8 protein-coding genes are annotated in these 18,604 nt (G+C 48.7%); 1 reads left to right on the top strand and 7 read right to left on the bottom strand.

Features of this window, described 5'->3' with window-relative positions; translation table 11 throughout:
* Positions 1 to 36: 36 nt before the first annotated feature.
* Positions 37 to 3,255: a carbamoyl-phosphate synthase (glutamine-hydrolyzing) large subunit gene (gene carB, locus DWW90_RS09105; protein WP_122344761.1), complete on the bottom strand. Its 3,219-nt coding sequence runs from the start codon at positions 3,253 to 3,255 to the stop codon at positions 37 to 39.
* A gap of 487 nt (positions 3,256 to 3,742) precedes the next feature.
* On the opposite strand from carB, the gene DWW90_RS09095 reads away from it, so the two are divergent.
* Positions 3,743 to 5,572, top strand: coding sequence for a heparinase II/III family protein (locus DWW90_RS09095; RefSeq protein ID WP_122344759.1), 1,830 nt, complete (start codon positions 3,743 to 3,745; stop codon positions 5,570 to 5,572).
* Here DWW90_RS09095 and DWW90_RS09090 read toward each other — a convergent pair.
* The 6 genes from DWW90_RS09090 to DWW90_RS09060 all read right to left on the bottom strand — a co-directional run bounded on the left by DWW90_RS09090 (position 5,562) and on the right by DWW90_RS09060 (position 18,580).
* Complete coding sequence (locus DWW90_RS09090) at positions 5,562 to 7,391, bottom strand: O-antigen ligase family protein (RefSeq protein ID WP_122344758.1); 1,830 nt, start codon at positions 7,389 to 7,391, stop codon at positions 5,562 to 5,564. The genes DWW90_RS09095 and DWW90_RS09090 overlap by 11 nt on opposite strands.
* A 317-nt stretch (positions 7,392 to 7,708) precedes the next feature.
* Positions 7,709 to 10,966: an efflux RND transporter permease subunit gene (locus tag DWW90_RS09080; protein ID WP_122344757.1), complete on the bottom strand. Its 3,258-nt coding sequence runs from the start codon at positions 10,964 to 10,966 to the stop codon at positions 7,709 to 7,711.
* 13 nt (positions 10,967 to 10,979) lie between these two features.
* Entirely contained in the window at positions 10,980 to 12,425 is a 1,446-nt protein-coding gene (locus DWW90_RS09075) for a TolC family protein (RefSeq protein ID WP_233547696.1), read from the bottom strand.
* A 67-nt stretch (positions 12,426 to 12,492) separates the two neighbouring features.
* Entirely contained in the window at positions 12,493 to 15,573 is a 3,081-nt protein-coding gene (locus tag DWW90_RS09070) for an efflux RND transporter permease subunit (RefSeq protein WP_122344755.1), read from the bottom strand.
* Between the two features lie 54 nt (positions 15,574 to 15,627).
* Entirely contained in the window at positions 15,628 to 16,692 is a 1,065-nt protein-coding gene (locus DWW90_RS09065; protein WP_122344754.1) for an efflux RND transporter periplasmic adaptor subunit, read from the bottom strand.
* A gap of 73 nt (positions 16,693 to 16,765) precedes the next feature.
* Positions 16,766 to 18,580: an O-antigen ligase family protein gene (locus tag DWW90_RS09060; protein ID WP_233547695.1), complete on the bottom strand. Its 1,815-nt coding sequence runs from the start codon at positions 18,578 to 18,580 to the stop codon at positions 16,766 to 16,768.
* Between the last annotated feature and the right edge of the window lie 24 nt (positions 18,581 to 18,604).

Genomic DNA, 18,604 nt, shown 5'->3' with positions numbered 1-18,604 from the left:
TCCGCTTTTCAGCGGCAAATATAGTTAAATTCTCTATTATTTGTATTCCTGCCAGCTCTTAATCTGGATGTCTTTTTCTCCCATATTGCAGAAAGCTCCGATGAAGGCGCTTGCCAGGCGGGCGTTGGTGATCAACGGGATGTTGTGATCGATCGCTGCACGACGGATCTTATAGCCATTGGTCAGCTCGCGCTTGCTGTGGTCTTTCGGGATATTTACAACCAGTTCGAACACGTGCTGGCTGAACATATCCATGATGTTCAGGTCGCCCTGTTCGTCCGGCCAGCAGACTGCTGTTGCAGGGATGCCGTTTTCGTTCAGGAATTTAGCTGTTCCGTCTGTTCCGTAGATATGATAACCTTTGGCGGCCAGCATATGGCACGGTTCCAGCAGTTCGGCTTTGCTCTTGGCAGCCCCTGAAGAAACGAGTACGTTCTTTTGCGGTATCTTGTTGCCGACAGCCATCATAGCGGAAAGCAATGCTTCGTCGAAGTCGTCGCCGATACAACCTACTTCACCGGTTGAGCTCATATCCACGCCCAATACAGGGTCAGCCTTGTGCAGACGGGCGAATGAGAACTGGGATGCCTTGACGCCGATCCAGTCGATGTCGAATGCGCTCTTGTCCGGTTTGGTATATGGAGCGTCCAGCATGATACGGGTTGCCGTTTCGATAAAGTTGCGTTTCAGCACCTTCGATACGAACGGGAAGCTGCGGGATGCACGCAGGTTACATTCGATAACCTTCACATCGTTGTTCTTTGCCAGGAACTGGATGTTGAACGGTCCGCTGATGTTCAGTTCTTTTGCGATCATCTTGCTGACCTTCTTGATACGGCGGGCTGTCTCGAAATAAATCTTCTGAGCCGGGAATACCAGTGTCGCGTCACCGGAGTGAACGCCGGCAAACTCGATATGTTCGGAGATTGCATATTCGACCACTTCGCCGTTCATGGCTACCGCGTCGAATTCGATCTCTTTCGCTCCCTGCAGGAATTCGGAAACGACAACCGGATATTCTTTCGATACCTTGGCTGCCAGATCCAGGAACTCAATCATCTGTTCCTTGCTGTGGCATACGTTCATGGCAGCGCCTGACAATACGTAAGACGGACGGATCAGGATCGGGAAGCCCACCTTTTCGATGAACCCGTCGATCTCTTCCATACTCGTCAGCTCGGCCCAACGCGGCTGGTCGATACCTAACGTGTCGAGCATTGCGGAGAACTTGTGACGGTTTTCAGCGCGGTCGATCGACAGCGGGGAAGTTCCCAAGATAGGCACGTTCTGACGGTGCAGCTTCATGGCAAGGTTGTTCGGAATCTGGCCGCCAACCGATACGATTACGCCTTTCGGAAGTTCCAGGTCCATCACGTCGAGTACGCGTTCGAACGAGAGTTCGTCGAAGTACAGGCGGTCGCACATGTCGTAGTCCGTTGAAACCGTTTCCGGGTTATAGTTGATCATGATAGACTTGTAACCCAACTTGCGGGCCGTCTGTGCTGCATTAACCGAACACCAGTCGAACTCTACGGACGAACCGATACGGTATGCACCCGAACCTAAGATAACGACGCTCTTGTCGTTCGGATAGTAAGCGATGTCGTGTTCGCTGCCGTCGTATGTCATATACAGGTAGTTGGTCAGTTCCGGATGTTCGGAAGCGATCGTGTTGATACGTTTCACGCTCGGCAGGATGCCCATCTTCTTACGCAGGTTGCGCACGCGGATGTTTTCTTTTTCCATGTTGCCTTCCGGATGCTCCACATAACGGGCGATCTGGAAGTCTGAGAAGCCCAAGCGTTTCGCTTCTTTCAGTACCTCTTCAGGCAGGTCTTCGATCTTATTATAGGAAGACAATACTTTCGTATAGTCTACGATATTCTTCAAGCCGTTCAGGAACCACATCGTGATCTTGGACAGTTCGTGGATGCGTTCAACCGTGTAACCTTCTTCCAGTGCTTTGGCAACGGCGAAGATACGCAGGTCAGTCGGGTTGGCCAATGCATCGTCCAGGTTGTCGAATGTGATGTCGTTGTTGCCCACGAAACCGTGCATTCCCTGTCCGATCATACGCAGACCCTTCTGCATGATCTCTTCGAAGCTCTTTCCGATCGACATGATTTCACCTACCGATTTCATGCTCGAACCGATCTGGCGGCTGACACCTACGAACTTCGTCAAGTCCCAACGCGGGATCTTCACGATCATATAATCGACTTCCGGAGCTTTATAGGCAGAGTTCGGTGTACCCATTTCGCCGATTTCGTCAAGGCTGTAACCCAATGCCAACTTAGCAGCTACGAACGCCAACGGATAACCGCTTGCCTTGGATGCCAATGCCGAAGAACGGCTCAGACGGGCGTTCACCTCGATCACACGATAGTCGAATGTATCGGAGTTGAAAGCATATTGGATGTTACATTCGCCGACGATACCCAAGTGACGGATCGTCTTTGTCGAAAGTTCTTTCAGCAGGTCCAGTTCCTTCTCTGTCAGTGAGCAAGTCGGAGCGACCACGATACTTTCACCGGTATGTACACCTAACGGATCGACGTTTTCCATGCTTACCACCGTGAAGCAATGGTCGTTCTTGTCACGGATCACTTCGAACTCGATTTCCTTCCAGCCCTTCAGTGATTCTTCGACCAATACCTGCGGAGAGTAGGCGAAGGCGCTTTCTGCAAGCACGCGCAGTTCCGCTTCGTCTTTACAGATACCGCTACCCATGCCACCCAAGGCATAAGCCGAACGGATCATAACCGGGAAACCGATCTTGTAGGCCGCTTTTACTACGTCTTCCAGGTTTTCGCAAGCCTGGCTGATAGGAGTCTTTACTTCTATCTCGTCGAGTTTCTTTACAAACAGGTCGCGGTCTTCCGTGTACATAATCGCTTCTACGGAAGTACCTAATACTTTTACTCCGTATTTGGCCAGCGTTCCGCTGGTGTACAGTTCAGTTCCGCAGTTCAGGGCAGTCTGTCCGCCGAAAGCCAGCAGGATACCGTCCGGTTGTTCTTTTTTGATAACTTCTTCAACAAAGTAAGGAGTGATAGGCAGGAAATACACCTTATCGGCCACCCCTTCCGATGTTTGAATAGTTGCAATGTTCGGATTGAGCAATACTGTGCTGATTCCTTCTTCCTTCAGCGCTTTCAATGCTTGTGAACCGGAGTAGTCAAACTCGCCGGCCTGTCCGATTTTCAGGGCACCCGAGCCCAGAACAATCACCTTTTTGATACCACTTTTCGACATAGTAATTTGGGTTGTTTAATTTATTGATTTTATAGAATGTTATACCGCCTTATCAGATTATGAGGCACAAAAAAAATGCGTTAGTAAAAATAACTAACGCATCTTATATTACCAAACGATAATCCTTAGAAATGAAGAAATGAGCTTCATTGTCCGACATATAACCGGAAAAGTACGCTGGATTGTCCTTATGTGCTTTCTGTGCCATGAACCTCTGTCTTCAAAATTTCGGCAAAGATAAGTCTTATATTTCAAACGTGCAAGATAATGATTGGTTCTTTTTGGTTATTGACCGCCAGGCTCCTGTTAAACATAAAATAGCTTCCTCGGTGATGCGTTGCTTTTACCCTCTTTTTTTCGCTCCCGTCCGAAAAAAAACCGCCCTTGTCTGAAAAAATATGGGACAGGAGCGGAAAAATACGGGACGGGAGCCCGAGGTGATTCGTTTTTATTTTTATTTTTGTTTCCTATAATAACATTTAAGACCATGAACAAAACATTATTTCTTATTGCAACCTGCCTGCTTTTGTGCCTGGGCATGCATTCCGTTGCTCAAACGTTCGATTACAGCCGCGTGGAGAGTCATCCCCGCCTGTTGATGAAACAAGGCGAGGAGCAGGATATACGGAAAAGCTTGGAGGGGAATCCCGAAATGCAGCGTGTCTATAACCAGATTGTCGGGGAAGCCGACCGGTTGATGATCAAACCGACACTTACCTATAAGAAGGAAGGCCTCCGCCTGCTGGCCGTCTCCCGGGAAGCCTTGAAACGTATTTTCGATCTTTCGTTTGTGTACAGGATGACAGGCGAAGACAAATACCGGCTGCGTGCCGAACAGGAGATCGTTTCCGTTTGCTCGTTCGACGACTGGAACCCGTCGCACTTTTTGGATGTAGGCGAGATGACGATGGCCGTTGCAATCGGTTACGACTGGCTGTATGACCGGTTGTCGCCCGAGACGAAGAAACTGGCGCGGGAAGCGATCCTGCAGAAAGGTTTCGCCCCGTCGAACGACGAACAATATAACTGGTTCCTGAAAGCCGAGAACAACTGGAACCAGGTTTGCAATACCGGATTGGTCTATGGCGCCCTTGCTCTTTTGGAGTCGGACACAAAGGTGACGACGGGGATTATCGAACGGGCCATGTCGTCTGTTCCTCTGTCAATGAAGGTGTATGCTCCCGACGGTAATTATCCGGAAGGATATAATTATTGGGGATATGGGACGAGCTTCAATGCCATGCTGATTGCCGCGTTGGAGTCGGCGCTCGGTTCGGACGGCGGATTGTGTGCGACCGAAGGTTTTATGCCTTCCGCCCGTTTTATGCAGTATATGGCGGGTACGACGGGGCTCGCTTTCAATTTCAGCGATGCGCGTGAGACGACTCAGTCTTTTCCGGCGATGTTCTGGTATGCTTCCAAGCTGAACGACCCTTCTTTGCTGTGGAACGAAAAGATATTTCTGACGCGTGGAGATACTCATTTCACGGCCGAGGAAGAACGTTTCCTGCCTATCATCCTGATCTACGGATCGCATTTCAACATGGAAGAGGTGACGCCGCCGGCATCGAAAATATGGGTCGGACACGGGAAGGTGCCTGTTGCCCTGATCCGTACCGGATGGAATGAGGGAGAAGGTTTTTATGTCGGGATCAAGGGCGGTACGGCTTCTGCCAACCATGCCCATATGGACGCCGGTTCTTTCGTGTTCGAGGCTTTGGGCGTACGCTGGGCGCAGGATTTGGGGATGCAGGAATACTATTCGCTTGAAAAGGAAAATGTGCGCCTCTGGAATGGTGATCAGGATGGACAGCGTTGGGATGTGTTCCGCTATAACAACTTTGTCCACAACACGCTGACGGTAAACGGTGAGAAGCATCAGGTGAAAGGGACGGTCCCTATCCTGGCGACCTACACGAAGGATGCCAAGTTAGGAGCCAGCCTGGATATGACTTCCCTGTTCGGGGATGATCTGAAAAAGGCAACCCGCGAGGTGGCCCTAATCAAGGAGCAATATTTGCAGGTGACGGACCGTGTACAGGCTGCCGGTAAGCCGGCCTCTGTCCGGTGGACGATGGTGACATCCGCCACTCCGAAACAGATCGATGCCCATACGATGGAACTGACGAAAGAAGGGAAAAAGCTGCATTTGATTCTTGACAGTCCTTCTTCCGCTTCTTTCTCGGTGATCGATAATGTCCCGTCACACAGCTACGACGCTCCGAATCCCGGTTCTGTCCGCATCATTTTCGATGCCGACCTGAAAGCCGGCCAGAAGGAGACGCTGAAAGTACGGTTCGTTCCGGTTACTCGATAGGGGTATTTTCGTGTTTCAGGATTTGGATGATTTCCTCTTTCATCTCTTTTGTGATATTGTTTTGCGCACTTGGCTGGATGGTTAGAACCCTTTTGGCTGCTATCCGGAATTTATCCGGATGGCAGAAAGACGGTTCTGCGTATAGTTTTGCCAGCAGGAAATAGGTATATCCCTGTTCGGGCAGGATCCGGTTGACATCCAGTAAGTATTGTTCGGCAGCTTCATATTGTTGGATCGCTTCTTTGTTTTGGGCGATCGCGTAATATAGATGTGGTTCTGCACTTAGCTGCAAGGCTCTTTTTAACCAGATGATGGCAATGTCATGGCGCCCTGTCTGGCTGAAGCATTCCGCTCCTTCATACAAAAAGTCGGCTTGGTGATACAGCTGCTGGTATAGGTTGGCGTATTGGTCGGCCGCTTGCTCGTACGCTTTGTTTTGATATAGCTCTTTAAGCGTTTTCCATTCTTTATAGGTATAGTAGCAATCTTTCTGCCCATAAAAAAGGACGCAGGCAATGATGGCAGCAAGAGCTCCGATATAAGGGGTGTTTCGTTGTTCGCGTTGTTCGTTCTGTTTCGGGTTGGTTGCGCAGATTACTGCCAGGAACATGAGTAAGACCCAGTATGCAGGCAGTTGGAGCGGATAGGAAAATAACGCAAATATTCCGAGTGCCAATACGCCGCCGGATGCTCCTATTTGCCGGTGCTTGATGCCGTAATACAGGGAGAAAGCCAGCCAAAGGGCAAACAGGAGCAACCCCGTTATTCCCAGCTCAACACCGATTTGCAGGTATTCGTTATAAGCATACCGGGGACAGATTGCCGTTTGTTTTTCTATAGGGGAAGCGATTCCCGTGTCGAAGTAATTTGCCTGGGCCTGGGCGAATGTTGTCGGGAAGCCTCCTATTCCTGTTCCGCTCATCGGATGCTCCATAATTGCTTTGGTCGTGATGTTCCAGATCAGAAGCCGGCGATCGCCTGCCTGGGACTTTTGGATGTTGCCGGCCAGTATGATTGCTGTGATGATTACGAACAGAACGATAGAAAAGATGGCAAAAAGTTTGTTGTGCAGTTGTATGGTCTCTTTTGTCTGTCTCCACCCGATCATTCTCATCCAGCAAACCCAGATGCCCGAAAGAATAGCGACTATCCATGCCGGGTGATTCGTGTTGGATAATAAGGCTATTGTGATAAAGATTGCCCCAAAGGCGGAAAAGTAGAACAGAAATGTGCGGGATTCCCACCAGGCGAACTTATCACAGTCTTTAAACCGGAGTACAGTGCTTAGGCAGATAGGGAAGATGACTGCGATATAACCGAAAAACGGTTCCGCCTTTAAAGATATCTGGAGTAGCCTGAAAACAGGGTGTGTGGAGGGTTCGTTGTTCCCGAAACTACAGATTCCCCATATGGCCGGAACGATCCCCGTAAATATGATGATTGTGATGAAAAAGGGACGGAGTTCCTGATGTGCCAGTAACGTACTCCTGAGCATAAACCAGAGTGTAATGAGCTGGGCTATAAAAAGGAAACGTTCCGGTTGCAGGTTCCTGTCTTTGTCGTAAGTGATTAAGACAATACCGAACAGAAGTAATAGCAGCGCATCCGGTAAAGAGAATATAAAACGGCTTTTTCGGGTGGTAAACTCCATAAGTAGTACACTTCCGGCTAATAATAATGCGGTAAAATGAAACCAGCATATCCTTCCGGAGAAAGTCCCGTTGGCCAGTTCAGGATTAATTGCAAAAATTGTGCATAAAAGCAACATTCCGCTCGTCGCGAGCAGAAATAACCGAAGGTAGTAAAGTGAATTGTTCATGTTCTTTTTTATATTTAAATTGGTAACAAACTATCCGCAATCTATGGGTAAAACGGGCAGGAATTTTCTCATAGTCAACCTGTCAGGCTATTGCCAGGCAGATAACAGGAAGTGGAGTGAACAAATATACCCTATAAAACAAAAAGGGGAGCTTGTGAGTTTCCCTTTTGAAAAAAAAGATTAATCGAAGTGGCAAAAGTAGGTTTTACTTTGTTCCAATGCGGAGGTCTGGATGTGACATTTTGTTGACAATTTATAAATAATAGGAACACAAATATTTGGAGGATAAACCACTGTTGTTTTTTTTAAAATGGAAGTCAAGGCTTCGGTTGTTTTTTCAAAGTGAAGATCGGCAGGTAGAGGAAAATGCCCAGAATAGACATGATAAGTCCCCCGATTGTCCCGGCGGCCAACGGAAACCAGAAGGCTTCTTTGCCTTCACCTAACATAAACGGTATAAAACCTAAAATGGTGGAAACGACTGTCAGGAAGATCGGAGTGATCTTCGCATTCCATGCTTTCAGATAGGCTTTATAAGGCGACATCAACGGCTTGCGCAGTCGTATCTGGTTGTATTCGTTCAGGATATAGATACTGGCATTCACTGTAATACCGCATAGCAGGACGAAGGAGGCAAACCCTCCCTGGTCGAAATTCAGCTTGAACCAGTAGAATGTGAGGAACACGCCGATATAAGAGATCGGTATCACGAAGATAACGGCCAACGGTTGTTTCAGCGAGTTGAACAGGATACTGGTCGTGAAAAAGATAATGACGATGATAAGCAGCAACAACAGGTATTGCTTGTTGTCTTTCTTGTCCCAGTACCAGTAAGCGCTATCCGATTTAGCCGTGTAGCCCATTGGCAGGATGGCATTGAACTCTTTCAACTCCCGTTCCTGTATCTTATTCCCCTGATTTCCGGCGCCGATATATTCGTATTGCAGGCAAAGGCGGTATTGCTGATTTACTTTGGCAACCTTTTGTGGCATCTGTCCTTTTTCGACGGTTGCCAGTTCGGCCAGCTTGTAAGGCTTGCCTTTGATGCTTTGCGGGACGTTCTGCATACTCCATACATCGTATTCCTGTGACTGGCGGGAGGTGAGTTTCAGCTTTTCCGTTTCATCTTTCATCACGATCGTCCCGCTATAAATGTCTTTCCCGAAGACCGGGTTCAAAGAGGCGAACAACTCGATCGGCTGTATGTTTTCCTGTGCCAGGCGGGCTTTGTCCAGATTGAAGTAGAACTCTTGGTAATCGTCTTTCCACCAGGAAAATTCCGAATTGATCAGGACTTCTTTGATACGGCGGTAGGTGAGCAACCTGGCCTTCAACTGTTCGGCCCAGTCGTAAAGCTCGTCGTAGTTGTAGCCGTACATCTCGATGCGGAAAGAACCGGCACCTTCCCGTACGTCGTTGCTGAATCCCTGGTCTTGCAATCCCCATACATTCCAACTACCGCCACCCAATTCGAGGGCTTTACTGATAATCTTGCTTTTCAGGGTATAGGGGAAGCCGCTCCGTTCGCTTTCTTTCGTGAAGTAGATGCTGATGCCACCCTGGCGGGCGCTGTAGACGCTTGTCTGGAACTGGCGTATCTCTTTGAACGTGCTTAGGTAGGCTTCCATACGGCTCATCAGGTTATTCATCTGGGCCAGAGTCGTCCCGTTCGGAAGCGAGGCACTGACGCTTAACACAGTCTCTTCGTTCCGCGTAAAATAGCTTCCCTCATATACTTTCTGGACAAACAGGCGCAAGGTTCCTCCTAATGCTTTGTCGATAATCGGTTTGACTTTTTCTTTATAGGTTTCGTTAGCCGCGAACTTGTTGTAGTTCTCGATCATCATGGAATCGGTCGCTGTGTACACTTTCTTTTTATCTTTCGTGTCGTATTCTATTTTCTCCGGCAGCAGGAAGACCGGAAGACCGAATGCCAACAGCAGGACGAAGCAGGCGAGCTTCTTCCAGTTGCAAAGAAAATTGATTAGCCATTGGTAGCAGCGGTTGTAATAGACCGGGAAGCGTTTGAGGAAACGGTTTGTCCTTTTTCTGAGTCGGTACATAAAGCTGTTCGGGGAACCGGAAGTCCTTGTTTGAATCTCCTTATGCTGGCTTCCTTTTTTCCATTCCAGATTCATCTTGTCGATCAGGGCGGGAACCAGGAACAGGGCAATCGACAAAGAAACACCCAGATTAATGATAACAACCGCTGCGAAATCCTGCAGGTTAAGGCGTATCTTTTCATCCAGGAAGAAGATGATAACCAGTGCCCCCATCGTTGTCAGCGTAGCGGTCAGAATGGACAGGATTGCTTTCCGGTTATGCCGGTTCCGGATATGTTCCGTCATGACGATCGTGTTGTCTATCACAAGGCTGAGCGAGATTGTGACGCCGGCCAACGAATAAAGTTGCATTTCCAACCCCAGCAAGTAGTAGAGGATAACAGCGATGCAAAGGTTGATCGAAAGGCTGATCACGATCAATAGCAAATATTTAAGTTCCCGTGTGATCAGCAAGACAAAGATCAGCAGGATCAAGACCGTAAGTCCCGTACGGATATAAATTTTGTTCAACTCGTCCTGGATAAATTCGGTTGCGTCATAGCTGGTATGTATTTCATATCCGGGAGGTAGCAGGGCGCGGATGTGTTCCATTTCTGCTTTGACCTGTTTGGCCAGTTCGAGCTGGTTGGCTGTCTCTTCGGCTCGGATGGACAGGTAGATGGAGTTCAGCCCGTTAATACGGTAGTATCTTTGTGGAGCCTCTTCCTGACGGGTTACTTTCAGGAGTTGGTCCAGACGGATCAGTTTGCCGTCTTTATTCATGACAGTGATAAGCGACGGCTCGAACCCGTCCTTTTCGCTTTCCGGGATCAGGGCGAGGCGAATCCATGAGGTCATCAATTCGGTTTTTACGTTGCCGGTCCCTAAGAATTCCTTTTGGTAATACTGGCTGATAGCCCTTTGTATATCAGCAATACTGATGCCTAATGTTGCCAGCTGGCGACTGTCATATTCAAGTCTCCATTCCATGGGCGTGGCCCCGCTGACGTCTATCCGGTAAATACCGGGAATACCGCTGAGACGGGGTTTTATCTGGTCTTCCGCAAAACGCTGGATGAAAATAGGAGTGGCTGCGGCGTTTAGCGTATAGCTCATAAACGGGCGCACTTCCTTATCGTCCGGGCGACTCATCTCCAGGACCGGATAGCTCAATCCGTCCGGCAGGCTGGGCCATGTCTGGCGGATGATGGTCGACGCCTCGAAACGGGCGGCGTCTATATTGGTGTGTTTGTCCAGTTCGAGCGTGACATATCCCCAACCGTTTCCGGATGTGGAATTGATCTCCTTGATCCCTTTGATACGCGCCAGCATGGCTTCCAGACGCGAAGTCACCTCCATCTCTATCACGCGTGCCGAGTTTCCCGGCATATTGTAGCTGATGGTCAATTGCGGCAAGGTGCGCGATGGCGACAGCTTGATCGGCAATAGTGGTATAAAGGCAATCCCCGCCATTGCCACACAAAGGAAGGTGACGATGATGGTAAAAGAGGATATTTTAGGAGATGCACTCATTCTTTTCTTTTATTTACAACCCATTCTTATAGTCGAACTCGTTCGCAAGCGAAACGCCCGTCTCAAAATCATGCAAGGTCAGCTTCCTGATCTTATAATAGCTCAACCAATAGTTTTGCAAAGCTGAAATGTAATTGCGCTGTGCTTCCTGCTGGCGGTTCAGTGAAAGGGTAAGGCTGTTGATGTCTGCCTTGCCGATCATGAAACGCTGTTTGGTTTCGCTATAAGCCGTTTCGGCCAGATCCACCGCTTCTTCAGCGCTTGCGATCAGGGCTTGCTGGATATTGAAGTCGCCGACGGTCATGATCACATCTTCCTCGACGGTCAGTTCCTGCTGCTTGGCGGAGGTTTCTGTCACAAGCAGGTTGTTTTTGGCAACATTATGTTTCCCTTTCCTGACGCCCCAGTCCACGAGAGGAATCGAAACAGACAGGGAGACTATCTCCTGTTGTTGCAGGTTCTTATAAGCATCCTGGATCTTACTGGAGACCTGGTTGAAGCCGACACTGGCGTTGATCTGGGCGTTGAACATCGCTTCTTTCTTGGTCTTGTCGACCTGTTGCTGTGCTTCCAATATCTGTTGACGGAGGTCCAGGAAAGTCGGGTTGTTCTCGCGTGCCAGTTCAAGCGCCTTGTCTACCGATATTTCCATATCGCGCGGGCGGCTCGGCAGGCGCAGGCGTATTTCCGTGTTCTTGTCGAAGTTCAGATAAGACGCCAGGCTGAACATGGCGCGCTTCAATGCAATTTCAGCATTTTTCAAGGTATTGCGGGCATTTACGGCATCGAGTTTCAATGTCAGCAGGTCCGCCTGGCTGATGGAAGCGATTTTGTGGCGTTCCTGCCCTGTCCGGTACAGCGTATCCGTAGTGGCAACGTTCTCTTTGGCCAGGTCGTATTCTACTTGCGCCATCGCTAAGGCGAAGAAATAGGTTGTTGCCTGCTCGCTCATCTGTTCCACGTTATAAAGAAGTTCTTTCTTTACTTTCTCGTATTTCAGCGGCTCGATTTTCCGTTCCCACTTGAAGGCATTGTAGCCTAACAAGTCTTGCTGGTAACCTAAGCGTACGGGGACAGTCGAGAACTGGTTATAGGTTTCGTTACCGAAATAACGCATATAATCCAGATCCGTATCCAGGTAGAACGTACCGCCCAGGAGGTCGAAGTTCTGTTGAACCTCCAATTGGCCGCCGGCATAAAGCGATTGCTGTTTTCTATACACGTCGATATCGTTTTCCGAATCGTATCGTTGTGTAAAATACCGCCGGTATTGTGCCGGTGTCAGGTTCAGGGTTAGACTCGGCAAACGTCCCGCCTTATAGGTCCGGTATTGCCAGTACCCAGCCAGATACATGTTCTTATAGCGGAAAGCATCCAGCGAACTGTCTGCCGCCAACGTTATTGTCCGTTCCAGTGTCAGCGTGAGCTGTGCCTTTCCCGGAAGCATACATAAAAGCATTAACAATGTGATTATGTATTTATACCTGTGTACAAACTTGTTGTTCATAACTTTTAATTTTCAATTTTCAACTTTCAACTGTTCTCACATCGTGTTTGCGGTAAATGAACCAATAGATTAACGGGATAACGAAAAGGCTGACTGCCGTACCGATGAACATGGCCGAGATCATGGCAATGGATAGCGGTTTTTGCAGTTCGCTACCCATGTCGAAGGTGAAGAGCAGCGGTACCATTCCGAATATGGTTGTTAATGATGTCATGATGATGGGACGCAAACGTCGACGCCCGGCTTCATGTATGGCCTCCATGAGCGGAACCCCGCCTTTCCGGAGCTCGTTGATGGCATCCAGTTTCAGGATGGAGTCGTTGATGATGATACCGCAGGTAACAACGATACCGATGGCACTCATCAGGTTCATGGTATGCCCGCATATCCAGAGCACCAGCAAGGATGCGGCCACGTCGATCGGAATTTCCAGCAATACGATCAGCGGTTGCAGGAAACTTTCGAACTGCGCCGCCAGGATAAAATACATCAGGAGGATCGAGATGAAAAGGATTACCACCAACTCATTCAACATCTGCTGGTTGGAGAAGAAACTTCCGGAGAAGTCTATATCCCAGTTTTTCTCAACTTCTTTCTTGACACCGTCCATCAGCTGATCCGCCTTATCGACATCATAGAAACTGAAAGGGATATATTCCCCGTTCTTTCCGGCAGTGATTGTTTTCAAATCTTCACCCGGAGTGACGTGTACCAATGATTGTAACGGTACGTATCTTACATTTCCATCCGCATCGGGAACCGTGTGGACCAGTGTTTTTTGTAAAACCTCGTTTACCGTCTGTCCCTCTCCGGCGAGTGCGATCGGCAGATATTGCTGGTAGGAGCGGAGCGTCGCCACCTCATTCTCTTTGAATGCTGTCTTCAGTAACCGGTACACCTCATTATAATCGACATTGTAAAGCAAGAGTTTTTGTCGGTCTATCGTAATGTTCAGCTGGTTGTCGAAAGCAATACCGACAGGAGCATGTCCGGTTCTCGCCTCTATCTGCCGTTCTATCTTACGGAGCACGGATGCGTCCGGAGCCTCAGTCTTGTTGTGTGAATAAAGCTCGGCAACAATATCCGCTTCTCCGGTGACAAATAGCTTTTCAAAGACAGTGACAGGCGGGGAGAACGAGATTACCGCCATCGGATAATGCGTCTTGATCCAGTGTTCGACGGATTTCTGCAAGGGAGCGATCCCTTCCGGTTTTTCCGTCTTGAAATACATTTCGCTTTCCGAAGCCGACATTTCCTGGTCACGGTTCAACAGGAACTGCTGTTGTCCCACGTAGGCTGTATGTTCTGTCACCCTGTCATTGACGGATGACGTCAACTGGTTTATCCGGCTCCTGTTTTCGTCAATATGGATGTTTTCGTTCCATTCCACATGGGCGATCAATTCGTTCTGGTCGATCTCCGGCATACGGCTTTTGGGAATTTCGTAGAACAGGAGGCCGCAAAGCGGTATTGTAATGGCAGTAAGAATCAGGGCAACCTTCTTGTGGCGGAATATGAAATCGACTCCGCCGTCATAGAAGCGGTCCAATGTATGTTCTTTGACCAGGTTGTTGATCCGCATATTGAATCCCTTGTGTTTGATATCCGGGATACTATATACCAGTTTGTAAAGCACCGGCAACAACATGATTCCCGTAAAATAGGAAACCATCAGTCCGACTGTTACGGCAAAAGCCTGGTCGAAGAAGATCGCTCCGGCTATTCCGCTCATAAAAACCAACGGGACGAATACGGCGATTGTCGTAAAGGTCGAACTCAGCATCGGCGTGATCACTTCAGTCGTTCCTTTTTGGCAAGCCTCTTCCAGCGAATCTCCGCGTGCCCTGTACTGCATGATGTTTTCGGTTACAATAATCGAACTGTCGATCATCATACCCAAAGCCAGGATCAGACCGGAAATAGAGATGATATTCAGGGACATCTTGCACAGATAGAAGAACAGGAAACTGATAATCAAACTCACGACCATACTCAACCCGATTACCGCCGGACTCTTGATGTCCCCCAAGAACAGGATTGCCACGATACAAATGAACAGGAAACCTAATGATAAGTTCTGTTTCAGGTTCGAGATAGTATAGTCCAACAGTTCCGTCTGGTTACGGCTCACATTGAATTCGATATCCGGATAGACCGTAGCAAAATAATCCGTCACCTCTTTCAGCGCCTCTTTCATATTGTCCATATTCTCGTCCGCCTGTTTGATCACAGCCAGCGTAACCGCCCGTTTCCCGTTGGAAAGGGATGCGCCGGTCTCTTTCTCCGGAACGACAGATATGCGTGCCAGGTCTTTTAGCTGGTAAATATGGTTGTTTTTGCGGATATAGATGTTTTCCACATCTTCGGGTGTACGCAGCAGGGTCGAGAATTTAATGTTGTATTCGTAATATCCGTCGCGTACGGTCATGCTGCCCGGTTCGATATTATTGGAAGTCAACGCAGTCTCCAGATCGTCAAGTGTGATCTCTGACATTTTCAGCAGCTTCATATCCGGTACGATCTGCAACTGCCGTTTCAGGATACCGGTCACATCGACCATTGCCACTTCGGGCAACTGCTCGATCCGCCGTTTGATAACCGTTTCAGCAAACTGGCAGAGATCGAGGAAAGCTTGTTCATTTTCACCTTTCACCTTTCCACTTTCCCCTTTTAAAGTCAGGTTCAGGCAGAACACCGGAATATCGGTTGCACTTGCCTTGATTACCCGCGGACGTTCCACTTCACGCGGCAGGTAGTTCATGGCAGCGTCTATCTTTTCGTTTACTTCGATAAAAGCCAGATCCGTATTGGTCCCGAAATCGAAGTTGAGGCGTATGATGGCAGCTCCGTCGCGTGTCTCACTGTGGATATCGCGCAGGCTGGCAACCTGCATCAACTGTTGGCGGATGGTTTTTACTACTGTGTTTTCCAACTCGCGTGCCGATGTATTCTGCCCGGATACCTGTACGGTAATTTCCGGGATTGCAATATCTGGCAACAACGACACCGGAATGGTGAAGTAGGTAACCAACCCCACGATAAAGCAAGCCGTGAAAGCCATTAGTACCGCGATAGGACGTTGTAGTAGAAACTTTATCATGTATTAGAATTATGAATTGTAGATTATGAACTTTCAACTCTCAACTTTCAACTCTCAATTGTCGACCACCTTCACCGGTGCCTCGTGTGCCAAGTTGATATTTCCGCTTGTGATTACGATATCGCCCTCTTTTAGCCCGTCAACTATCGTGTAGCTGTCAGCATTTTCCAAACCGGTATGTACATAATTCCAATACGCCTTGTTGTCAGTCAATGTGAATACGACCTGTTTTCCGGAGCGGAGTACTACGGCGCTTTTCGGAACAACCAGCTGTTTTCCTAACGAGCGATGAATGCTTACCCGTACATTCATCCCTTCGAACAGTTTACCTTTGTCGCTTACGGCAGCTTTCACCTGTACCATTCCGTCTTTATCCACCAACGGATTTATCTCGGAAATACGTCCTTCCGCCATGATTTCGGACAGGGCAAAAGGTACGACTTCCACCCGGTCGCCTGCTTTGATCAGCGGCAGTTCGCTTTCCAGAACGGTGAAGGCCGCTTCCAGTGTGCGGGTGTCTATGATAGAGCAGAAAACATCGGATGTTGAAGCCGTATTGAATTGTTTGGCGAACAGATTGGCCACAATGCCGTCGAACGGAGCGGTCAAGACAGCATTGCGCTGTTCATATTCGGCAAGCTGATAGCTGATCAAGGCCTGATCATATCCGCTTTTCACCCTGACCAGCTGCATGGTTGCAGGCGGCACTTTGGTAGAATCTTCCAACTTGTATCCCTGCCCGATCAATACGTCCTGCAGTTCCAGCTTGGCACGTTCGAGTGCGTCTTTGGCTTGTGCCGTTTTGTTTGTGAGACGGAAGGTCGACAGTTCCGCTAACTTTTGCCCTTTGGTCACGCGGTCGCCATTTTTTACATAGATAGCAGCGATCGGTTCCGCCGATTCGAATTTCAGGTCGACAAAGCCGCGTGCGGACAGTTTGCCGTTACTGATCAACTCGTGGTTGAAATCGGTCGTTTTCAGCGGCATCACGGTTACTTCGTTCGGCTCGTCCGGCAAAACCGTTTCCACGTTTTCTCCGGCATCCTTTTCTTTCTTTTCACCGGAGCAAGCCATCATTCCGGCCAGAATCAGTATCGCAAACAATTTGTAGTATTTCATATATCTTCTCGTTTTTATCAAAGTTGTCGTTTCGCAAATATACAAACATATTTTAATTACGAGTGATTCGTAATTACTTTTTTTCTAATATCTTTTTTATTTCTTCTCTCATCTCCATAATTGCCCTGCTTTCGACCTTCGGTTCTTTGGTCAGAACGGCGTAGGTGGCAGCCTGAAGTTTGTCCGGCTGATAGAAATCCGGTTCTGCATATAACTTGGCCAGCAGATAGTAAGGATACAGCCTTTCGGGCAGTATTTCGATTGCGTGCAGCAGCTCTTTTTCAGCCTCTTGGAACTCTTTGGCCGCCTGCCTGTTTTTCGCGATCATATAGCGGATCATCGGATCTCCGCTAAGTTGCTTCGCCCGTTCCAACACCTGTACGGCAGCTGCATATTGCCCCGTCTTATTCAGGCATTGCGCCTCCTCAAACAGAAATTCCGGCTTATGCTTCAGTCTGTCATGCAGTGCCGCATAATCTTCCGCCACCGATTCGTATGCTCTATTATTGTAAAGCATCTGCATCCGTCCCCATTGTTTGTAAACCTCGTATTGTCCCTTTTGTATGGAGAAAATAATGATACCCGTCAATGCTATAATCACGATTCCCGCTTTTGTCAATAGCATTTGGTAGTATCTTTTTCCCTCTCGAGAAGGAGCAGGGCGTGTGTTATTTTTCGTCGCGCATATTGCCCCCAAGAACACTATCGCTATCCAAAACGACGGCAACTGCAACGGATACGACGACACCGCAAATACCGCCAGCGCGAGTATCCCGCCGACCGCCCCGTTTTGTCCGCTTTTTATCCCGCAATAGCAAATACTCCCCAGCAATAACACAAACACGATCAATCCCCCGATCCCCTGTTCCAGTCCGATCTGCAAATACTCGTTGAACGCATATTCCGGACATCCGGCCACCAGCTTCTCTTTGTCAGTCGCTGCTCCCGTCCCGAAATATTCCGCCTGTGTCCCGGCATAAGCCGCCGGGAAGCTGCCCAATCCCGTGCCGCCCGGATGTTCGGCTATCGCTTTTCCTGTTATTTTCCACATCAATAACCGCCCGTCTGCCGAGTCCTGTTTCATCCCGTAAACGCTAACCACAGCACTGCCGGCCAGGATGGCAACAATTATAATAAATGGAACAGCAGCCTTTCGATACGTTATATATACGGCTTTTGTCTTTTCCCATCCGATCCGTTCCACCCAATAAACCCATCCGCATGCCGCAATCGCCGCTATCCACGCCGACCGGCTCATTCCGGCAGGCAAAACAATCAAGATCGCTCCGACACATATCCAGGCAAAATAGTGCATCAGCCGTTGAAACCGCAAGGCCGCCCACAGGCAAACCGGCAATACGACCGTGATGTATCCGGAGTAGGGACCCGGATTAAAGAAAGAACCTGTCAGCCGGAAAAGCGAGTGATTGGAATAGCTGTAACCATGCAATTGCTGCATTCCCCAGACCGCTTCGGTCAATCCGGTAAGCATCAGTACAAGCAGAAAAAAGAATTTCAGGGGAGGATATTCCGTCAGAAAATAACGCAGCAGGAACCACAAGGCCAATAACTGCCCGCCAAAGAGCAGCTTCTCCGATTCGGGATTCAGTTGCCAGTCGTATGTCGCCAGCATTATTCCTGTAAAAGCGATCAGCAGTCCGTCCGGCAATGAGAACGAAAGCGCTTTTTTGCTTTTTATCCAAACCGTTCCGATCGTACAAACCGCCATAAACAGCATAACAAGATGAAACCAGAGCACTTTTCCCATCACCAACCCGTTTGCCAGTCCGCTGTCGGCAACCAATGGCGTACACAACAGCATCGCCCCACAAACGGATGCCAGTGCAATCGGAATTTCATGCCTATGGAATTTTAGTTTCATGCTCATGTATTTTATTTTCATGCAAGTCCG

This window comes from Parabacteroides sp. AF17-28, assembly GCF_003479205.1.
Classification (GTDB): Bacteria; Bacteroidota; Bacteroidia; order Bacteroidales; family Tannerellaceae; genus Parabacteroides; species Parabacteroides acidifaciens.
The sequence above is the reverse complement of the archived record's forward strand: the minus strand, read 5'-3'. Positions and strand labels throughout refer to the sequence as shown.

Coding starts and splice junctions, on each gene's coding strand:
- DWW90_RS09070 (WP_122344755.1), bottom strand. CDS start 15,573: ATGATAAAGTTTCTACTACAACGTCCTATCGCGGTACTAATGGCTTTC.
- DWW90_RS09065 (WP_122344754.1), bottom strand. CDS start 16,692: ATGAAATACTACAAATTGTTTGCGATACTGATTCTGGCCGGAATGATG.
- DWW90_RS09090 (WP_122344758.1), bottom strand. CDS start 7,391: ATGAACAATTCACTTTACTACCTTCGGTTATTTCTGCTCGCGACGAGC.
- DWW90_RS09080 (WP_122344757.1), bottom strand. CDS start 10,966: ATGAGTGCATCTCCTAAAATATCCTCTTTTACCATCATCGTCACCTTC.
- DWW90_RS09075 (WP_233547696.1), bottom strand. CDS start 12,425: ATGCTTTTATGTATGCTTCCGGGAAAGGCACAGCTCACGCTGACACTG.
- DWW90_RS09095 (WP_122344759.1), top strand. CDS start 3,743: ATGAACAAAACATTATTTCTTATTGCAACCTGCCTGCTTTTGTGCCTG.
- DWW90_RS09060 (WP_233547695.1), bottom strand. CDS start 18,580: ATGAGCATGAAACTAAAATTCCATAGGCATGAAATTCCGATTGCACTG.
- carB (WP_122344761.1), bottom strand. CDS start 3,255: ATGTCGAAAAGTGGTATCAAAAAGGTGATTGTTCTGGGCTCGGGTGCC.